At 71.7% G+C, this 17,639-nt stretch carries 16 protein-coding genes and 2 pseudogenes; 12 read left to right on the top strand and 6 right to left on the bottom strand.

Annotated elements, in window-relative coordinates:
- Window positions 1–33: 33 nt before the first annotated feature.
- The 4 genes from OG352_RS22620 to OG352_RS22600 are packed head-to-tail and all read left to right on the top strand — an operon-like array spanning window position 34 to window position 4,571.
- Window positions 34–501 (top strand): GPW/gp25 family protein, encoded by a 468-nt coding sequence (locus OG352_RS22620; protein ID WP_329219315.1) that lies wholly within the window; start codon window positions 34–36, stop codon window positions 499–501.
- Window positions 501–2,459 carry a putative baseplate assembly protein gene (locus OG352_RS22615; RefSeq protein WP_329219314.1) on the top strand — a complete coding sequence of 653 codons (1,959 nt, stop codon included), beginning with the start codon at window positions 501–503 and terminating at the stop codon, window positions 2,457–2,459. The genes OG352_RS22620 and OG352_RS22615 overlap by 1 nt, the downstream gene beginning before the upstream one ends.
- 58 nt (window positions 2,460–2,517) lie before the next feature.
- The gene (locus OG352_RS22610) at window positions 2,518–3,075 is read left to right on the top strand and encodes a phage tail protein (RefSeq protein WP_329219312.1); all 558 of its coding nucleotides are present in this window, start codon (window positions 2,518–2,520) and stop codon (window positions 3,073–3,075) included.
- Window positions 3,072–4,571 carry an NADase-type glycan-binding domain-containing protein gene (locus OG352_RS22600; RefSeq protein ID WP_443072315.1) on the top strand — a complete coding sequence of 500 codons (1,500 nt, stop codon included), beginning with the start codon at window positions 3,072–3,074 and terminating at the stop codon, window positions 4,569–4,571. The genes OG352_RS22610 and OG352_RS22600 overlap by 4 nt, the downstream gene beginning before the upstream one ends.
- Window positions 4,572–4,884: 313 nt before the next feature.
- On the opposite strand, the gene OG352_RS22595 is transcribed toward OG352_RS22600, so the two are convergent.
- Window positions 4,885–6,252, bottom strand: a complete 1,368-nt coding sequence (locus OG352_RS22595) for an LCP family protein (RefSeq protein ID WP_329219306.1) — start codon at window positions 6,250–6,252, stop codon at window positions 4,885–4,887.
- Window positions 6,253–6,656: 404 nt separating this feature from the next.
- Here OG352_RS22595 and OG352_RS22590 point away from each other — a divergent pair, with 404 nt between their 5' ends.
- The 3 genes from OG352_RS22590 (at window position 6,657) to OG352_RS22580 (ending at window position 7,429) form a co-directional block, all read left to right on the top strand.
- Window positions 6,657–7,019 carry a hypothetical protein gene (locus OG352_RS22590; protein ID WP_329219304.1) on the top strand — a complete coding sequence of 121 codons (363 nt, stop codon included), beginning with the start codon at window positions 6,657–6,659 and terminating at the stop codon, window positions 7,017–7,019.
- Window positions 6,986–7,117, top strand: coding sequence for a hypothetical protein (locus OG352_RS22585; RefSeq protein WP_329219302.1), 132 nt, complete (start codon window positions 6,986–6,988; stop codon window positions 7,115–7,117). The genes OG352_RS22590 and OG352_RS22585 overlap by 34 nt, the downstream gene beginning before the upstream one ends.
- Before the next feature lie 69 nt (window positions 7,118–7,186).
- On the top strand, window positions 7,187–7,429 hold the full coding sequence (locus OG352_RS22580) for a hypothetical protein (RefSeq protein WP_329219300.1): 243 nt from the start codon (window positions 7,187–7,189) through the stop codon (window positions 7,427–7,429).
- A gap of 17 nt (window positions 7,430–7,446) precedes the next feature.
- On the opposite strand, the gene OG352_RS22575 is transcribed toward OG352_RS22580, so the two are convergent.
- From OG352_RS22575 to OG352_RS22565, 3 genes and pseudogenes are all read right to left on the bottom strand, one after another.
- Window positions 7,447–9,213: a lysyl oxidase family protein gene (locus OG352_RS22575; RefSeq protein WP_329219298.1), complete on the bottom strand. Its 1,767-nt coding sequence runs from the start codon at window positions 9,211–9,213 to the stop codon at window positions 7,447–7,449.
- Window positions 9,214–9,461: 248 nt separating this feature from the next.
- A complete protein-coding gene (locus tag OG352_RS22570; protein ID WP_329223923.1) occupies window positions 9,462–11,723 on the bottom strand; it encodes a TerD family protein in 2,262 nt (753 codons plus the stop codon).
- A 135-nt stretch (window positions 11,724–11,858) separates the two neighbouring features.
- Window positions 11,859–12,326, bottom strand: a pseudogene (locus tag OG352_RS22565) (enoyl-CoA hydratase/isomerase family protein); the annotation flags it as partial.
- A gap of 32 nt (window positions 12,327–12,358) precedes the next feature.
- Here OG352_RS22565 and OG352_RS22560 point away from each other — a divergent pair.
- A pseudogene (locus OG352_RS22560) lies at window positions 12,359–12,637 on the top strand (3-oxoacyl-[acyl-carrier-protein] synthase III C-terminal domain-containing protein); the annotation flags it as partial.
- 28 nt (window positions 12,638–12,665) lie between these two features.
- On the opposite strand, the gene OG352_RS22555 reads toward OG352_RS22560, so the two are convergent.
- Entirely contained in the window at window positions 12,666–13,568 is a 903-nt protein-coding gene (locus OG352_RS22555) for a hypothetical protein (protein WP_443072314.1), read from the bottom strand.
- 216 nt (window positions 13,569–13,784) lie between these two features.
- Here OG352_RS22555 and OG352_RS22550 point away from each other — a divergent pair, with 216 nt between their 5' ends.
- From OG352_RS22550 to OG352_RS40030, 3 genes are all read left to right on the top strand, one after another.
- The gene (locus tag OG352_RS22550; RefSeq protein ID WP_443072494.1) at window positions 13,785–14,810 is read left to right on the top strand and encodes a glycoside hydrolase family 26 protein; all 1,026 of its coding nucleotides are present in this window, start codon (window positions 13,785–13,787) and stop codon (window positions 14,808–14,810) included.
- 63 nt (window positions 14,811–14,873) lie between these two features.
- Window positions 14,874–15,698, top strand: a complete 825-nt coding sequence (locus tag OG352_RS22545; RefSeq protein WP_329219297.1) for a M23 family metallopeptidase — start codon at window positions 14,874–14,876, stop codon at window positions 15,696–15,698.
- A 213-nt stretch (window positions 15,699–15,911) separates the two neighbouring features.
- Window positions 15,912–16,160, top strand: a complete 249-nt coding sequence (locus OG352_RS40030) for a hypothetical protein (protein WP_443072531.1) — start codon at window positions 15,912–15,914, stop codon at window positions 16,158–16,160.
- A 145-nt stretch (window positions 16,161–16,305) separates the two neighbouring features.
- Here the strand turns inward: OG352_RS40030 and OG352_RS22535 are convergent, their stop codons facing one another.
- Window positions 16,306–16,905, bottom strand: coding sequence for a DUF7144 family membrane protein (locus OG352_RS22535; RefSeq protein WP_329219295.1), 600 nt, complete (start codon window positions 16,903–16,905; stop codon window positions 16,306–16,308).
- A 198-nt stretch (window positions 16,906–17,103) separates the two neighbouring features.
- Here OG352_RS22535 and OG352_RS22530 point away from each other — a divergent pair, with 198 nt between their 5' ends.
- Window positions 17,104–17,628 carry a hypothetical protein gene (locus OG352_RS22530; protein ID WP_329219293.1) on the top strand — a complete coding sequence of 175 codons (525 nt, stop codon included), beginning with the start codon at window positions 17,104–17,106 and terminating at the stop codon, window positions 17,626–17,628.
- The last annotated feature ends 11 nt before the right edge of the window (window positions 17,629–17,639 follow it).

Raw genomic sequence — 17,639 nt, 5'->3', positions numbered from 1 at the left:
GAGCAGGAGAAGGAGAAGGCAGGTGGCCGACTGATGGCCGAGCAATTCGTCGGTTCGGGCTGGGCGTTCCCGCTCCGCATCGGCCCCACCGGGGGCATCGCCCTGGTCAGCGGCGAACGCGAGATCGAGGAGGCGATCCGGCTGATCCTCGCGACCGCGCCGGGCGAGCGCCCGATGCGCCCGGAGTACGGCTGCGCCATCCACGACCTGGTCTTCGCCCCGGTCAACGAGGCGACGGCCGGCCGTATCCAGCACGAGGTGTACGCCAGCCTGGACCGCTGGGAGCCGCGCATCGAGGTCACCGACGTCGAGGTCACCGCGGGCGCCGAACAGGGCGTCCTCTTCATCGACGTCCGCTACGCGATCCGCGGCACCAACAACCCGCGCAGCCTCGTCTTCCCCTTCTACGTCATTCCGTCCCACGACGAGCCGGACGCTTCCGGCTCCCCCGGCCCTGGCTCCGGCCCCGGGTCCGGCCCGGCTCCCGAAAGCGAACGCTGATGGCCCTGCCCTCTCCCAACCTGGACGACCGCCGCTTCCAGCAGTTCGTCGACGACGCCAAGCGCTACATCCAGCAGCGTGCGCCGGAGTGGACCGACCACAACGTCTCCGACCCGGGCGTGACCCTCGTCGAGACGGTCGCCCACATGGCCGACCAGATCGTCTACCGCCTCAACCGCGTCCCCGAGAAGAACCACCTCGCCTTCCTCGACCTGGCCGGCATCCGCCTCTTCCCGCCGTCCGCCGCCCGCACCGAGGTGACGTTCTGGCTGTCGGCGCCCCAGGAGGAGCCGATCCACCTCCCCGTGGGCACCGAGGTCGCGACGGTCCGCACCGAGAACGAGGACGCGGTCGTCTTCGCGACGGAACGCGAACTCACCGTAGTGCCCTGCCAGTTGAGCCACCTCGTCGTGCAGCACCGGGGCGAGCCGGTCACGGACAGGACCACCGACCTCACCGAGGGCAAGGACCTGCTCTGCTTCGCCGAGGCCCCGCAGCCCGGCGACTGCATGCTGTTCGGCCTCAGCGCCGCCGTCCCGCACTGCGCGGTCGTCCTGGAACTGGACAGCCGCGTGGACGGCGTCGGCGTCGACCCCCGTCAGCCGCCGCTCGTCTGGGAGGCCTGGACGGAGGACGGCTGGCAGGAGTGCGAGGTCGACCGCGACGGCACCGGCGGCCTCAACCGCCCCGGCGAGGTCGTCCTGCACATCCCCGGCGGCCACGTCCTGTCCCGCTCCGGCGGCCAGGAGGCCGGCTGGCTGCGCTGCCGCGTCACCGACCCCCTCCCCGGCCAGCCCTTCTACACCACCTCCCCGACCGTCCGCTCCGCCGAGGTGTTCACGGTCGGCGGCACCACCCCCGCCGTCCACGCGGAGACCGTCCACGACGAGGCCCTCGGCGAGTCCACGGGCCTGCCGGGCCAGCACCTGTCCCTCGTCCACGCCCCGGTGGTGGGCGACGACCCGCCGCTGCTGCTCCAGACCGCCGAGCACGAGGGCTGGACCGACTGGCAGGTGGTCCCGCACTTCGCCGCGTCCGGCCCGCACGACCGCCATGTCACCCTCGACGCGGCCACCGGCGAGATCGCCTTCGGCCCGTCCGTCCGCCAGCCCGACGGCACACTCCGCCAGTACGGCGCGGTCGCCCCCAAGGGCTCGGTCATCCGCGCCCGCCGCTACCGCACGGGCGGCGGGCGGTCCGGAAACGTGGCCCGCGGCTCCGTACAGGTACTGCGCACCTCCGTCCCGTACGTCTCGGAGGTCGTCAACCGCGAGGCCGCGCGCGGCGGGGTCGACGGCGAGACCGTCCAGGAGGCGAAACTCCGCGCCCCGATCACCCTGCGCGCCCAGGAGCGTGCGGTGACCCTGCGCGACTACGAGGAACTGGCCCGCCGCGCCGCCCCGGAGACCGCCCGCATCACCTGCCTGGAGGGCGAACCGGACGACCACGGCTCCTACGCCGTACGGGTGTTGGTGGTCCCGCAGGCCGTCCCCGACCCCGGCGGCCGACTCCGCTTCGAGCAACTCGTGCCCGGCGACTCCCTGTTGGCCCGCATCACCCGCCACCTCGACGAACGCCGCCTGATCGGCACCCGGTTGGCGGTCGGCCCGCCGTACTACCAGGGCGTGACGGTCGTCGCGACGGTCCACGCCTTCCGCGGCGTCGACACCGACCGCGTCCGCCGCCAGGCCCACGACGCCCTCTACCGCCACCTCGACCCGCTGATCGGCGGCGCGGACGGCAAGGGCTGGCCGTTCGGCCGCCCGGTGCAGTCCGGCGAGGTCTTCGCGGTCCTCCAGCGCGTCCCGGGAGTGGAGCTCGTCGACCAGGTCATGCTCCACCCCGCCGACCCCCTGACGGGCAAACGCGGCGAGGCGACCGACCGCATCGACCTGGCCGCCCCGGCCCTGGTCTTCTCCTACGACCACCGGGTGCGCGTGATCGGAGACGGCTCGTGAAGGCCTCCAACTCGGACAACTCAGGCAACTCGGGTAACTCCGGTAAGGGGACGGGGCGTTGAGGGGTTCGGTGGACGGGCTGGGCTCGTCCGTCCCGATCGGCGCGATGCTGCCGGCCGTCTTCGCGGACGACGACCTGGCGCAACGCTTCGTCGCCGGGCTGGACGAGGTGTTGGCGCCCATCCTCAACGTCCTCGACTGCCTGCCCGCCTACTTCGACCCGGCCCTCGCCCCGGTCGACTTCACCCGCTGGCTGGCCGGCTGGGTCGGCGCGGAGACCGACGGCACGGAACCGGAGCCGAGACTGCGGGCCGCGGTCGCGGCGGCGGCGTACCTGCACCGGGTGCGCGGCACGCGCCGGGGCCTGTCGGAGACCATCCGCCTGGCGTTCGGCGTGGAACCGGAGATCTCCGAGAGCGGCGGCTCCGCGTGGAGCGCCCGCCCGCTCGGCCCGTTCCCCGGCGACCAACGCCCCCACCTGCACGTCACGCTCCGCCTGCCCGACCCGGGCCCGGCCGACGAGCACCGCCTCGACACCCTCGTGGCCGCCGCCCGCCCCGCCCACATGCCGTACACGGTCAAGGTGACCGCCGCTGAAAGGACCCCGGAGAGATGACCACCCAGAACTGCGCCGACTGCGGCACGCGGGCCGAGCCCGGCCAGTCGTTCTGCGACGCCTGCGGCGCCGTACTGAGCTGGACGGACCGATCCCCGGCGGGGGCGAGGGCGGGCGGCACGGCTGACGCGGGGGCCGCGACGGGTTCGGGCTCGGCTTCGACTTCGGCTTCGGCTTCGGGGCCGGCGGCTGATCCCGGGTCGGGGTCGGGGTCCACGTACGCCTCCGGATCGCCATCGGGATCGGCATCGGCATCGGCATCGGCATCGGGATCGGGCGGCTCTCCGGAAGCCACACGGGAGCCGTCGGCCGCTGCGGTCCCGGCGGCCACCGCAGGCACCGGTACCGCTACCGCCACCCCCACCACCACACCCGCCACATCCACCGCCGGGGTGAACACACCGGCGGACGACGACGACAACTCGGACGACGAGGACACCACGGAAACTCCCCTCCCGGTCATCCCGCCGGAGGACGGCACCGCCGCCCCGACAGCCACCGCACAGCCCCCGGCCCCGGACGTAACCGCGCCCACCACACCCGTCACTGCTCCCCCTCCCGCCGCTCCCGCCGCTCCCGCCGCTCCCGCCATGGGCGACACGATGGCCGACCGGGCCCGCTCCCTCCTCGTCCCCGTCGCCGACGCGGAACCCCGTCCCGCCGCGCCCCCGTCCGTCGCCCCGGTCCTGCCGGGCAGGCCGGTCGCGGACCGGCCGCAGGTCCGCGCGCCCGGCCCGGTCCAGGGCGAGCAGTACGGCGTCGCGTGCCCCTGGTGCGCGACCCCCAACAACCCCGACCGGCACTTCTGCGTCCGCTGCGCGATGCCGATGACCCTCGAGGACCGCTCCTCGATCCGCCTCCCCTGGTGGCGTCGCCTGTTCAACCGCAACGGCGCGACCCCCTGGGCCGGCGACCGCCCGCGCCTGCGCCGTACGTTCGACCGCATCGTGAGCTGGCTGGTGGCCGCGGTCGTCCTCACCCTTCTGATCATCGCCGGGGTGAACACACCGGCCGCGATCCAGGCCACCCGCGACCACTTCGCCAAGCGTGCCCCGGTCAGCCCGGACTCGTTCGCGGCGTCGCGCTCCTACCCGGGACACAAGCCCGAGCTGGTCTTCGACAAGTTCAGCAACACCTGGTGGGGTCCCGGCGTCGCGCAGTCGGGCGAGGGCCAGTGGATCGAGGCCAGCTTCGAGCAGCCGACCCGTCTGCTGGAGCTGCTCATCACGTCGGGCACGTCGCCCAACGCCAACCAGCTCACCAAATCGGCCCTCCCGCACCGCATCAAGGCGACGATCACCTTGAAGGACGGCAAGACCACGACCCGCCAGATCACCCTGGACCAGAGCGCGGGCAGCCAACAGCGCGCCTTCCGCGTCGGCGAGGTCACCAAGGTCCGCTTCACGATCGAGTCGTCGTACGCGGCCTCCGCGGACAAGCAGGTGGCGATAGCCGAGATCGAGTTCTTCGGCCCGTCAACCGCAAACTCGTCCTGACACCCGCCCAAGGGGGCCGCGGCTGACACCCGCGGCCCTTCCCGTCCGCCACGCGGACACGAACACAGAAACGGACGCGGACGCGCAAACGAACGAGTCCCACCCCGTCTGACACGGGATGGGACTCGTTCTCGATGGAGCGCCGGGCAGGCCTTGCACCTGCATTTCCCCGCAGGAAGCGGGGCGTCTTTCCTTGGACCACCAACGCAGAGGTCGTTCACCGTTTTTCTTTCCCGGTGACCGGCTCAAAATCAAGCCTACCCCACACCAGGGCCGACATTGACCATGCTCATGCTCACGCCCCTGCCCACCCTCAGGCGACGTCCTCGACCTTCAAGTCCGTGCCGACGACAAGGGTGATGACCCCCGCGGCGGCCGAACTGTCCGCCGTAGCACGCAGGTTGGGCAGCCGGGAGGCGAGGACGGCGGCCCGGGTGTCGAGACCCGCCGGGTAGGTGACGGTCGACTTGGCCACCGTGGCGGGCGCGTTGCCCGTGCCGGTGACGGTGTACCCGGCGTCCTTCAGCTTCTCCGCGACGGCGGCGGCGCGGCCCGGGACCCCCGTGCCGTTGAGCACCTGGACCCGCACACTCGACGCGTACACCACGTTCTTCTTCGCCTCCGCCAACTGCGGTTTGGTGACCTCCTCGTCCTTGGCCAGGGAGGTGAACAGGTCGGCGGCCTGCGGGTACTGCCAGACGACGTTGGCCTTGTCGGTGGGCTGGTCGGCCACCCGCCCGTAGTTGGGCACGGTGAGGAAGCTGAGACGGTCGCTCGGGATGCCCTTGAGCTGGTCGGCGAGTCCGTACAGCGGCTGGATGCCCGCCATGTCGGGGTCGGTCGTCAGCGACTTGGTGATCGACTGCAGGAAGCCGTACATCGCGTCCGGGCTGGTCAGCTTGGCCTTGGCCTTCTTCGCCAGGGCGTCCATGAACTCCTGCTGGCGTCCGATGCGTCCGATGTCGGAGCCGTCGCCGACGCCGTAGCGGGCGCGGACGTAGCCGAGCGCCTTCTCGCCCTTGACGGTCTGACACCCGGCCGGCAGGTCGAGGTGGGCCTTCTCGTCGTGGATGGCCTGCTCGGGGCAGACCTCGATCCCCTCCAGCGCGTCGACCATGCCCTTGAAGCCGGAGAAGTCGACCGACATGAAGTGGTCGATGCGCAGACCGGTGTTGGCCTCGACGGTCCTGATGCTGCACGCGGCGGCCTCGCCGACCTTGCCGTTGCTGCCGCCGATCGCGAACGCCTCGTTGATCTTGAAGTGGTGCGGGGCGGACGACTTGCCGTCCCCCTTCTCACAACTGGGTATCTCCACCCACGAGTCACGCGGGAAGGACACGACCGAGGCCCACTTACGGTCGGCCGGTATGTGCAGCACCATCAGCGTGTCCGACTGCATGGTGGTCAGGTCCTTGCCGTACTTGGCGTTCGCGCCGTCGCGGCTGTCGGACCCGACGATCATGATGTTCTTCGAGCCGGGACTGAGGTTGACGGGGCGATCCCCGCCCAACTTGTCGTCCACGTCAGCGGAGTTGATGTTGTTGTTGAGGTCGTTGTAGATCCAGGCTCCGACCCCGCCGGTCCCGAGGACGACGACGGCCGTCACACCGGCCCCCCACGCGACGATCCGCCCACGCCGGGTCAGCCGCGTACCACCGCCGCCGGACCTGCCCCTGCCCACAGGGCCGCTCCCCCGGCCGAACGCCTCCTCCGGAGCACGCCCACGCCTTCTCGTTCCGTTTCCGCTCACCGGCGCTCTCGCCTCCGCCTCGGCCGTTGTCACCCCGTACACCGTGCTCGGATCGTCGGCGTCGGTCACCGCCGAACGTCGGAACCCTACATGCGAGTAGGAATACGTCCGAAAAGCACGGGCGACTCAGGAGACGTACCGCGGCGCACAAAAGGTTGCCCCCACGCGCCCCTGAACCGCTCTCGCACGCCCACCGTTCACCCCACGCCGAAACGCGGGTCACGCCCCCCGCAACAGCAAGGATCGACGACGAACAAACAAACCCACCCCCACAAGTTCCACCCGTTCGTCTCGTTCGTCTCGTTCGTCTCGTTCGTCGAAAGGTTCCCGTACCCATGGCTGCCCCCCTCGACCACTCGGCCTCCGACTACTCCCACACCCACGCCTACTGGCTCGCCGAGGCCTCCCGCGCCGCCTACAAGTCTCCGGCGGAGGCCGAAGGCCTGGCCCGCGACTGGGGCTTCGGCCGCTTCCGCCACTTCTCCTCCCCACACACCATGCCGTTCCCGATCGACGACACCCAGGCGTACGTCGCCGCGAGCGACCGCATGATCGTGGTGGCGTTCCGCGGCACGGAGCCGACTAACCTGCGCGACTGGCTCAGCGACGCCGACACGCCCCCCGTACCCGGCCCGGCGGCGCCACCGGCAAGCTCCACGACCGCATGCCCGCGCTGGGCCTGCTCGCCGACAAGGTGAAGGGCGCGACCGCCGACCCCTTCGCCCCCGCCTCGGACGGCATCCGCGACCACTTCATCGACGCGTACGTGAACCTGCTGGCGAAGAACGCGGGCTGAGGGGGCCACCCTCGCCGGCGAAAGGTGACAGGTGACAGGTGACAGGCGATCTGTCACATTTCCCCACCCTTGACCGCCCCGGCGGAGACCGGGCGCGGCCGGTGCCGCGACGGCGGCCGGGTCGTTCGCCGCGCCGGCCACGCCGTGTTCTCCTACGGCTGCCCCACCGACGGCGTCTGCCCGGCGGGCGCCGTGCACCACATGGCCGGGTACGACTTCGTCCCGCCCCACCTCTGGAACGCCCCGCCGGATCACGCCACCGCCCCGGCCCGCACTGGCGGGCCGGGGCGGTGGGGACGCGGCCGGTCGTGAGCGTCGGTCAGGGTGGGTTACGGCGCGTTGATCAGGTCGACCGGCGGGACCGACACCGTGCGGGCGCCCTCGGTGCCGCCCAGGACGACCTTGCGGAGGGAGACGTTGTTCTTGGTGTTGGTCTCCTGCAGACGGTTCGCCGGGTTGGCGACGACCTGGATGTAGTAGGTGCCGTTCGGCAGGCCGGTGATGTCGAAGGACTGGCCGGGACGGTACTGGGTGTAGGTGTCACCGGAGCCGACGTCGAGGACCTCGCGTACGGAGATGGAGTTCTGCTGGCCGCAGGCGGTGGCCAGGTCGGTGTTGTTCGGGTGCCAGTTGGCGTTCTTCACGGTGTAGTCGATCGCGTCCGTGTTGGCGAGGCAGAACGCCTCCTTGCCGCTCTTCACGATCTGGTGCTGGTCGGCGGCGAGCAGCCGGTAGCTGGCGAAGTCCGTGAAGTGCCAGTGCTCGTGGCCGACGCGCGGGTCCCACTCCATGGTGCCGGCGGGGGCGTAGCCGACCTGCTTGCCCTTGGCGTCGTAGAAGTACTGGTAGGAGTCCATGAGTTCGGCGCCGGGCTTGCGGAAGCCGTCCACGACGAGGGGGGCGGGGCCGGCGTTCCAGACGTTGGCGCTGAAGGCGAGGTAGTCCTTGCCGGGGACGTCGCCGTCCTCGCCGTCGGTGACCGCGATGTCCCAGGCGGGCAGCGAACGCAGGTCCGGCTTGGGCACGTTGGCCGGGACGCCGGCCCGTCCGGTGGGCCGCTTGGTGGCGGCCTTCAGCGCGGGCGCGATCCGGGAGCCGTCGGTGTGACCGGCGCCGTCGCCCAGGTGGTGGGCGAGACCGCGGTCCTCCAGGGCGTGGGAGAGCGCGGAGGGGGTGGGGGCGTCGGCGCCACGGGGCCCGTAGTGATGCCCACCTCCCATGCCATCCATGCCATCCATACCGGCCATGCCCGCCATGTCGTGTGACGCGCCGTGGCCGCTGCTCGCGCCGTGCGCGGAGCGGGCGGTGAGGCCGACTCCGCCGCCGGTTCCGCCTTCGCCGCCCTCTTCGCCGCCCTCGCCGCTGACCTCACGGACGGTCAGTTTGATGGTCGGCTGGTCGTTGGCCATGCCGAACAGGTCGCGGTACTTCTTCGCGACCGACACCTTGACGGTGTACTCACCGGCGGCCAGGTCGACCGGCTTGTCGTAGTCGAAGGCGGAGGTGTTGGCCGCCCAGCCCTTCTCGACGCCCCAGACCGAGCCGAGCGTGAAGGGGTTGGTGGAGCAGCTCTCCGGGTAGCGCGAGGTGGCCGGGGCGTCCGGACGCAGTCGGCCGGAGGCGTTGTTGGGGCAGAAGTTGCCCTTGCTCTTCTTCACCTCCACCCCGGCCGCGTTCTTGATGGAGACCTCCAGGAAGTCCGGGAGGCTGCCGAAGTCCTTCACGAGGCCGGCCGGCAGCGCCTTCGTCGTCACCTTCGACCCGTTGCGCAGGATCTGCTGGGCGACGATCGGGTCCTTGTACGACTTGCGGGTCACCTTGAGCTCCAGCGGAGCGTTGTCGACGGTGAGGTACGTACCGAGGTCGAGGTAGACCCCGGAGTCCCCCGGGTTGTCCGGGTTGTCCGGGTCCCCCGTGTACCGGTCGGCGGTGACGGCCTTCGACGCGGCGACGAGCTTGAGCTTCGGCGTTCCGGCCGGGCTGGCGGGCGCGGCGCCGGCGCCGGGAGCGGCCCCGGCGACGGCGACGACGGTGAGCGCGGCCCCCGCGGCGAACGCCGCACGCTGAAGGCCCTTGCGGTGGTGCTGTCTGGTCATCGGTTCCTCGTCTGCGAGTGCCTGGTCAGAGGCATCGGACTGGACAACCCACGAGTCGGCCGTAGTACCGCGGCGCTGCGATGTCGCAGCAGTACTACCGACGCACCCCACGCGCCCGGCCCCAACTGTGGGCACCCTGTGAGATGCCCAAACACCCGCCCAGGGTTGCCTGTTGTAAAGGAACCGCCAAAAGAACCGTATGGAATTGCAAGGAACCGCAGGTCAAGGCGAGTGCCGGCCCGCGAAGTTCATCCGCCCGAGTGAGACCCCGCCAGACTCTCCTCGGCCCGACGCGGCAGCGCCTGCTGTTCCAGGTGGACGACGACGGTGGAGTGGAAGCGCTGTACGGCGTCGTCGACGCTGCGGATGAAACCGGACTCGGCGTTGCCGCGACCGCCGCCCATGCCCTTGACGAGGGTGAGCCGGAAACCGGTGATCCTCGCCCCGTTCTTCGGCAGCAGGTCGGCCGGTTCCGGGCGCAGCCGCTCCAGCGTGCCGCGCGGACCGGGGCCCGCCCCGTCCTCGACCAGGGTCTCCACGTGCAGGTCCGCCGGTGCCTCCGCCAGACGCCGCACCAGCCGTTTCGCCCAGGTCAGCGGGTATCCCTGGTCGGGGGCGGGAATCTCGACGGACGTCCGCAGCCGGCCGGTGCGCAGGTCGGCGCCGACCGCGAGGACCCCCGGCGTCCCCTCGATCCGCAACTCCGCCCCCAGCCGTCCGTCCGCGCACAGCTCGTCGGCCATCCGGGCCCGGCGGTCGCCGGGATCCGTGCCGCGCCGGGCGCGCTGGACGGGCAGCACCTTCTGCCCGAGCTCGCCGCCGAGACGCAGGGAGACCTGACGGATCAGCCGCTCCCAGCTCTCCACGACCTCCAGCGCCCGCGCGTCGCCCTGGCACAGCGTCTCGTCGTCGATGCCGTTGCGCACGGGAACCCAGGACGCGCCCATGTTCTGGAAGCCGTGGCAGCCGGAGTTGTCGTGCCGGAGATAGTGCAGGAGCTCCTGGAGCAGCCAGGCGTGCGCGCTGTTGCCTACGCCCTCGTGCCGGATGAGCAGTTGGGCCTGGTGGGTCACCTCGGCCCAGGACAGGTGCCGCAGGGCCACCTTGTGCTTGCGCCGGCCGTCGACCTTGACGTCGACGAGGGGACTGCCCTCGAGCGCGACGTCGTTGGAGAGCGTGATGACGGCCTCGTAGCCCCGCCGGGTGGCGATGTCCATATAGGCCTGCACCTGCTCGGGGCGCAGCGCGTTGCCGTTGGTCTTCGTCTCGACCAGCGCGGTCCACAGTTTGCCGGCGCGTTCGACGCGGATGACGCCGTCCGGGCGGCGCGGGCCGTCGCCGTGCGGGAGGGACACCTCGGTGAACGTCTCCATCCGGCCCGCCGGCGCGCCGAAGGCGGCCGTGAGCCGCCGCCCGAACTCGGGTACCTGCGCCATCACCGACAGCAGTACCGAGGTCGCCCGCGTCTCGCGGTCCCGGTCGCTCTTGAGCGCGGAGACCGGGAAGAGCCGGGCGTCCCGCCACGACTCGTTCTCCGCGAGCGACTTCTTCACGGACTTCGGCAGGGTGACTTTCTTCTTGGCGGTACGGGGGCGGGCGGCGGCGACAGCGACGGCGCCCCTGCCCGACTGCCCCGGCTGACCCGACTGACCCGGCTGACCGGGGTCGTCGGCGGCGGGGCGGGGGGCGGGTACGGCGGGAAGGGGGTCGGTGGTGTGGGGTGCGGTGGTGTGGGGTGCGGTGGTGTGGGGTGCGGTGGTGTGGGGTGCGGTGGTGTGGGGTGCGGTGGTGTGGGGTGCGGTGGTGTGGGGGGCCTGCTCGACCGCGGGTGCGGGCGGCGAGGCGTGCACTGTCGGCGCTGCGGGCACTGCCGCCGCGGACACGTCACCCCCGGCCCGGTCGCCCTCCCCGTCGGCGACGTCATCAGCCGCGCCGACAACGTCATCCGCGGCGTCGTCGGCAACGTCATCGGCGTCGTCGTCGATGTCGACGCCGAAGTCCGTCGCGAGGCCGGCCAGGCCGGTGTCGTAGCCCTGCCCGATCGCCCGGAACTTCCACTCCTCCCCGCGCCGGTACAGCTCGCCGAAGATGAACGCGCTCACCGATCCGGCGTCGTCGATCGCGAACCGCAGCAGGTCCTCGCCGGTCCCGTCGGCCAACGTGACCCGGAGATCGTCCAGTTCGCCGAAGCGGGCGCCCTCGTGCCGGCTGGCGGCGACGACGATCCGGTCCACGTCGGCCGGGATCGCCGTCAGGTCGAACCCGATCCGGTCCTCGCTGCCCTCGCCCGCGGGCACCTTGCCCAGGAGCTGCACGCTGCCGTCCGGGGCGACCGGGTGGTTGTAGAAGTAGAAGTCGGCGTCGCTGCGCACCTTGCCCTTGGCGTCCAGCAGCAGGACGGAGACGTCCGCGTCGCCCTCCCCGGTCGGGCTGGCCCACCCCAGGCTCACGACCACCGCGTCCGTGTTCTCACTCAGCGCCGCCAACCCCACGTTGGCGCCCTTCACCATCTCGTGCACAAGCCCCCCTCAGGGCCTCCCCGGCCCAGGCCCCCACCGACGTGACGCGCGACACATGTGAAGCGCAGTGTGACTCTAATACCAGGAGGGTGGATCTCGGGGCGATCCGCCGGAAACCCCTTGCGGCTACCCCCGCAGCGCCCGTACCGCCCGTACCGCCGGTGTCGTCGTGCGGGCGAAGCGTTCGAAGTGGGGTGGGCGGTGCGGGGCGCCGAGCAGAGGGGTGAAGAGGGCGAGTTCGAGGTCGAGGCCCTCGTCGAGGGGGGACTCGTGGGTGGCGTTCAGGGCGTGCTTGACGGCGGTCAGGGCTTCGCGGGGGCCGGCGGTGCAGCGGCGGGCACGGGCTCGGGCCGCGTCGAGGAGGGTGCCTTCGGGGACCAACTCGTCGACCAGACCGATGCGTTCGGCCTCGGCCGCGTCGACCTGGCGGCCGGAGAAGAGAATGTCCTTGGCCCGGGAGAGACCGACCAGGCGGGGCAGTCGCTGGGTGCCGCCGGCGCCGGGGATCAGGCCGAGGGGGATCTCCGGGAGGCCGAAGCGGGCGGTGGGCGTGCACACGCGTACGTCGGCGGCGAGGGCGAGTTCGCAGCCGCCGCCGAGGGCGTACGGTCCGGCTCCACACCCACCAGGCCAGCCCCCGGCTCGTGGACGCCTTCCGGGAACAGATGGGCCTCACCGCCGAGTTGGCCCCCTCGCACGTGCGGACCGTCGGCAACACCGCGGCCGCCTCCACCGTCGCCCTGCTCCACGCCGACCTCGCCGCGGACGCCATCGCCCCCGGCGAGCAGGCCTGCTTCTCCGTCGTCGGCTCCGGTCCGGAACGGGGTGCGCTCATCGCGCCGGTACGGCTGAAGGCACCGGCACCGGCACCGGCACCGGCACCGGCACCGGTAACGACGCGATGAGAGCTGTCCCCAAAACTCCGAGGCTCCGTCAGAGCCCGTACCGTCCCTTCAGATGCCGCCAGAAGTCGCGCAGCATCCACTTGTCGAACTCGGTGATCTGGGCGGCGCTGCCCGCCTTCATCAGGAAGCAGCACTGGCCGGTCGGGGTCCAGTCGTAGAAGTCGTCGAGGCCGAAGGTATGGCCGACTTCATGCAGGTAGATATGGATGTTCTCCTGGTTCAGGACGGACGTGAAGTACTCCTGTCCGACCCGCTGGCCCCAGTCGCCGCCGGCGCCGCCCCCGAAGCCCTTGGTGAGCCAGAGGGACTGGTCGTAGTGGCGGGCGGTGCCGCCGGGGCACTTCGAGTAGTTGCCGTCCTGGTGGAAGAAGCGGCCGCAGTCGGGGGCGCACTGCGGGGCGCCGTCCTCGTCGAGGACGCCGGAGTAGATGTCGACGGAGTTGTCGCTCCACTGGAGGGTGGAGCGGTTCTTCACCGCCCAGCCGACGATGTTGACCGGGACGGTGACGTACGGCCAGTTGTTGTAGCCCCGGCCGTTCTCCACCTGCGCGGCCATCCACTTGGCGAACTGCTTCTTCAGCGCCGCGTGGACCTGGTCGCGCAGGGTGGTGCTGACGGGCGCGTCGGACTCCCAGCGGACGCAGTAGTTGATGCTCCCCTTGTTGGCCATGACCTGGTCCCAGCCGTAGTTACGGAAGCCGTAGAGGTCGGGGTAGGTCGTCGAGACGTGATTCCAGACCTCGTTCACCGGCTGCACGAGGTTGGAGGGCGGATTCCACTCATTGGCGGCGGCGGCACGCGGGGCCGCGACACCGGTCGCGTGGAAGAGGAGCGCGGTGAGCGCCGCGAGAACGGTGAGCAGTCGCGCGAGAGGCCGTGCGATGTGCCGTGCGGAGTGTGGGGCGGGGTGCCGTAAAGGATGTCTGCGCAAGGTGAACTCCTCGTGTGGGGAACGGGATTCACGTGCATTCTCGTTCGTTCACCAGTACGTCGCCGCACCCCCGCCAAAGGTTGCCGCCTTCCGGCCGCGTGCCCGGCGGTCCCTCCCCGTCGCCGGTCCGGGTGGTTCGGCGGCGAGTTCGGGGTGGGGAGGGGGTGAGGGCGTCATCATGAGCCGGTGTTTCACTCCCTTCGCTCCCTTCACTTCATTCGTCCCCTTCGCTCCCTTCGTGCCCTTCGGGTTCTGCTGAGTCCGCTGCTCGCCGCCCTCGCCGCCCTTGTTCTTCTCGTCGGGCCCGCCTGTGTTCCCGTCGGGCGCGGGGTCGGGGGGCCGCCCGGGGCGTTCGGGGCGTATGTGGGGTACGACGGTGCCGGTGTGCGGCGGATCGCGGGGCTGGACGGGTGGCTGGGGACGGCGACTCCTCGGGTCGGGCACGCGTATCTGCCGGGGGACCGGTGGAGCAACATCGAGGGGGCGCCCGGATATCTGGAGCACTGGGCGCGGTGGCGGAAGCAGCGCGCCGACCGGATGTTCGTGCTCAACGTGCCGATGCTGGAGCGGACCGAGGAGCACGTGTCCGACGCGGTCGTGCGGGAGGAGCTGCGCAAGGGGGCGCGCGGCGACTACGACGACCACTTCCGGGCGCTGGCCCGGCGGCTCGTCGCGCTCGGGGTGCCCGATGCCGTGCTGGTGGTGGGGTGGGAGATGAACGGGATCACGTACACCCACCGCTGCGGGCCAGACCCGGGGGCGTGGAAGCGGTACTGGGCCAGGATCGTCGACGTCATGCGGTCCGTGAACGGGGGACGATCAGTGGACAGCGGGCGGCAGCGGTTCCGGTTCGAGTTCACGCCCAGTCGGGGGCGGGACGCCGTCCCGTGGACCGCGTGCTATCCCGGCGACCGGTACGTCGACGTCGTCGGCATGGACGCCTACGACCAGCCGCACGGCATGTCCTTCGCGGAGCAGGTCGCCGAGCCGTACGGCCTCGCCGCGCACGTGCGGTTCGCGCGGGCGCACGGCAAGCCGGTCGCGTACCCGGAGTGGGGGCTGTACCGCAACGGCGACAACCCGGAGTACATGCGCGGGATGCTCACCTGGTTCGCCGAGCACCGGCCGCTGTACCAGACCATCAGCGACTACTGCCCGCACGGCGTGTGGCGATGCCCCGACAACCCCCGGTCGTCCGCCGTCTACCGCAACCAGCTCGCGGGGCCGCCGCCGTACGGGTGAACCCTGACGCCGCTCCGGGCGCGTACCCGCCCCGGCCGCCCCATCGGGTCCGATGATCACACGATGGGACGAGAACACCACGCGCGCCTCCGTGCCGCGACCGGGGCGACCGCCTTCCTCGCCCTCGCCCTGCTCCTGCTCGCGACCGTGCCCGCCGGAGCCGGCGGCGACAGGAGTGACGGGAACAACGGGAGCGACGGGTGGCGTACGGCCGCCGCGCGGGCCGTGCGCGCGCACGAGCAGGCGCGCGCGCAGGTCGACCGGCTCCGGGAGGCCGACGCCCGCCCCACCCGGATCAAGGACGCCGAACGCCGTCGCAAGACCCTCCGCACCGACCTGTGGGACCGGCTGTGGGCGGCGGAGAGGGCCTCCGGCGACCCGGTCGCCGTCGATCCGTCCGGGCGGGACGGCCACTGCCCGTTCGGGGACCGCAGCCGCCCGCCCGCGTCCGGCGACGAGCAGCGCACCCGGCCCTGGACGACCCCGACCCGCAACTACCGCCTCACCGCCGGCTACGCGGACAAGGGCTCCCGCTGGGCCCACCGCCACACCGGCCAGGACTTCGCCGTGGACTCCGGTACCCCCGTGTACGCCGTCGGCTCGGGCACCGTCCGCGCGACGACCTGCGGCGACGGCTTCGGCAACCAGGTCCTGATCCGGCACGGCGACGGCTACTTCACGCAGTACGCCCACCTGTCCCGCATCGACGTACGCAAGGGCACCCGAGTGACGGCCGGCCAACGCATCGGCCTGTCCGGCGCGTCCGGCAACGTCACCGGCCCGCACCTGCACTTCGAGGTACGGATCACCCCCTACCTCGGATCCGCGGTCCCGCCCCTGCCCTGGCTGCGCCGCAAGGCCGTGGACGCCACCGCCACCGCCCCCTGAACCGGTCGCACGGCTGCGCATCGGGGCTGTGCATCGGGGCTGTGCATCGGGGCTGCCCCGCCGACCTGGGGCAGCCCCGAGTGCCGCCGGGGGGAGGCTCGGTACCGGACGTCCTGCCATGACGGCCGTAGGGGACCGGCCTGTCGACCCCGGCACGTCCGTCCCCCGGGCGGCACCTCCAGGCTGCCGTGCCCGCGGCGACGGCGCACGCCGATGCCGGGAAGATCCGTACACGTACGCGCCGTCGGTGTCCCCGAACGCGGCCCGCAGCAGCGCCGCTTCGTAGTGCACGACGCCGATGCCGAGCCCGTCCCCCGACGCGATGATGCGCAGCCGGGCCGGCTCGACCTGCGCGAGGTCGCGAGCCACAGCGCGTCCACCGCCCGCCCCTCGGCCGCGCACCCGTACTCCAGGGCCGGGCGCCCGGCGCCGTACTCGCGGATGGTGTCCAGCAGGCGGTAACGGCAGCCGTCCTCACCGATCCGCTGCACAACGGACTTGTCCACCAGCCCGATCAACGCCTCCACGGCCTCACTCGCGGGCAACTCCCCTGCTCCACAGACCAGTTCGGCCGCCGACAGGTCGAAGGAGCCCGCGAAGACGGGATTCACACGCCTGCGCGAGGGGTGACGGGCGGAGGGGGTGTACGGGGCGGGCGAGCCGGACGGTAGGTGGCCAGCGCCCAGATGACGAAGACGTCGATGGCGATCTGGACGACCGCCCAGACCGGCGCGTAGGGCAGGAACAGGAACTGGAGGATCAGGCTGAGGGAGGCCAGCACGATGCCACCGACCCGAGCCCACTCGAACTTCTCGGCGCCCTCGGCCCCCACTGCCCCCTGTGCCCCCTGTGCCCCCTCAGGGCCTTTGAGCAGCCTCCAGCCGGTCACCGCCGCCACGGCGCCCACGATCAGCAGGACCCAGCCCCAGCCGGTGAGGTTCAGCTCGTAGACGTAGTCGCCGACCCGGGCGTAGACGTCGTCCTGGGCGATCGCGGCGATGCCCTGGAAGACGGCGAGGACCCCGCTGACGAACATGAGCACGCCCGCGAAGAGGACGCCCCCGGCGGCCAGACCGCCGCCCCCGCCGCCGCCACCGCCGCCCGCCGACGGGGGCGTGGTCCGGCCGGGCGTGCCGGTGCCCTGGTGGGACGGGTCCCAGGTCAGAGGCGGCCCCTGCGACGACTGGGAGTGCGACTGATCGCTCATGGCGCTGCCCCGTTTCTGTAGGTGCCGTGCTTCGACCGTGCTTCGACCATCCGTCCGGGTGAGGGCCGTCACCACGGGGGTGCGCCGTACGGGTGAGCCGACATGCGGACGGTGACGACCGCCCCTTCACTGGAGGAAGCCCACGGGTCGGCGGAGGAAGGCTCGCGGGAACCACGGGAACCATCACGAGGAGACAAGATGCCGCGCACCAAGAGCGTGCTGCTGCTGACGGCGGCGGCGATCTGCTGCGCCGCCGCACTCACCGGCTGCTCGGACGACGACAACACCCCCTCGTCCGTGTCGTCGGCGGCCAGCAAGGCCGCCTCGGCCGCGGAGTCGCTGGGCAAGGAGGCCACCGCAGCGGCGTCCTCGCTCGCCTCTCAGGCGTCGTCGGCGATCGCGTCGGCGACGGCGGACGTGGGCGGCAAGCTGGACGACATCAAGGGCGGTGTGGACGTCAAGGGCGACGTGAAGCTGGGCGCCGTGGGCAACGACTCGAACGGCAACAGCGCGGTCCCGGTGACCGTCTCCAACACCGCCGACTCGAAGAAGTCCTTCGGCGTCCAGGTCGACTTCACGGACTCCGCGGGCAAGCGGGTCGACACGACCGTCGTCACCATCACCAACGTCTCGGCCGGCAAGACCGGCAAGGCCACCGCCCGCAGCACCCACACGCTCTCCGGCAAGGTGACGGCGAAGGTGGCCCGGGCGCTGCGGTACTGACAACTGACGCG

It is taken from the genome of Streptomyces sp. NBC_01485 (genome assembly GCF_036227125.1).
In the GTDB taxonomy this organism is placed as follows: Bacteria; Actinomycetota; Actinomycetes; order Streptomycetales; family Streptomycetaceae; genus Streptomyces.
This window is presented reverse-complemented; position numbering and strand designations above follow the sequence as displayed.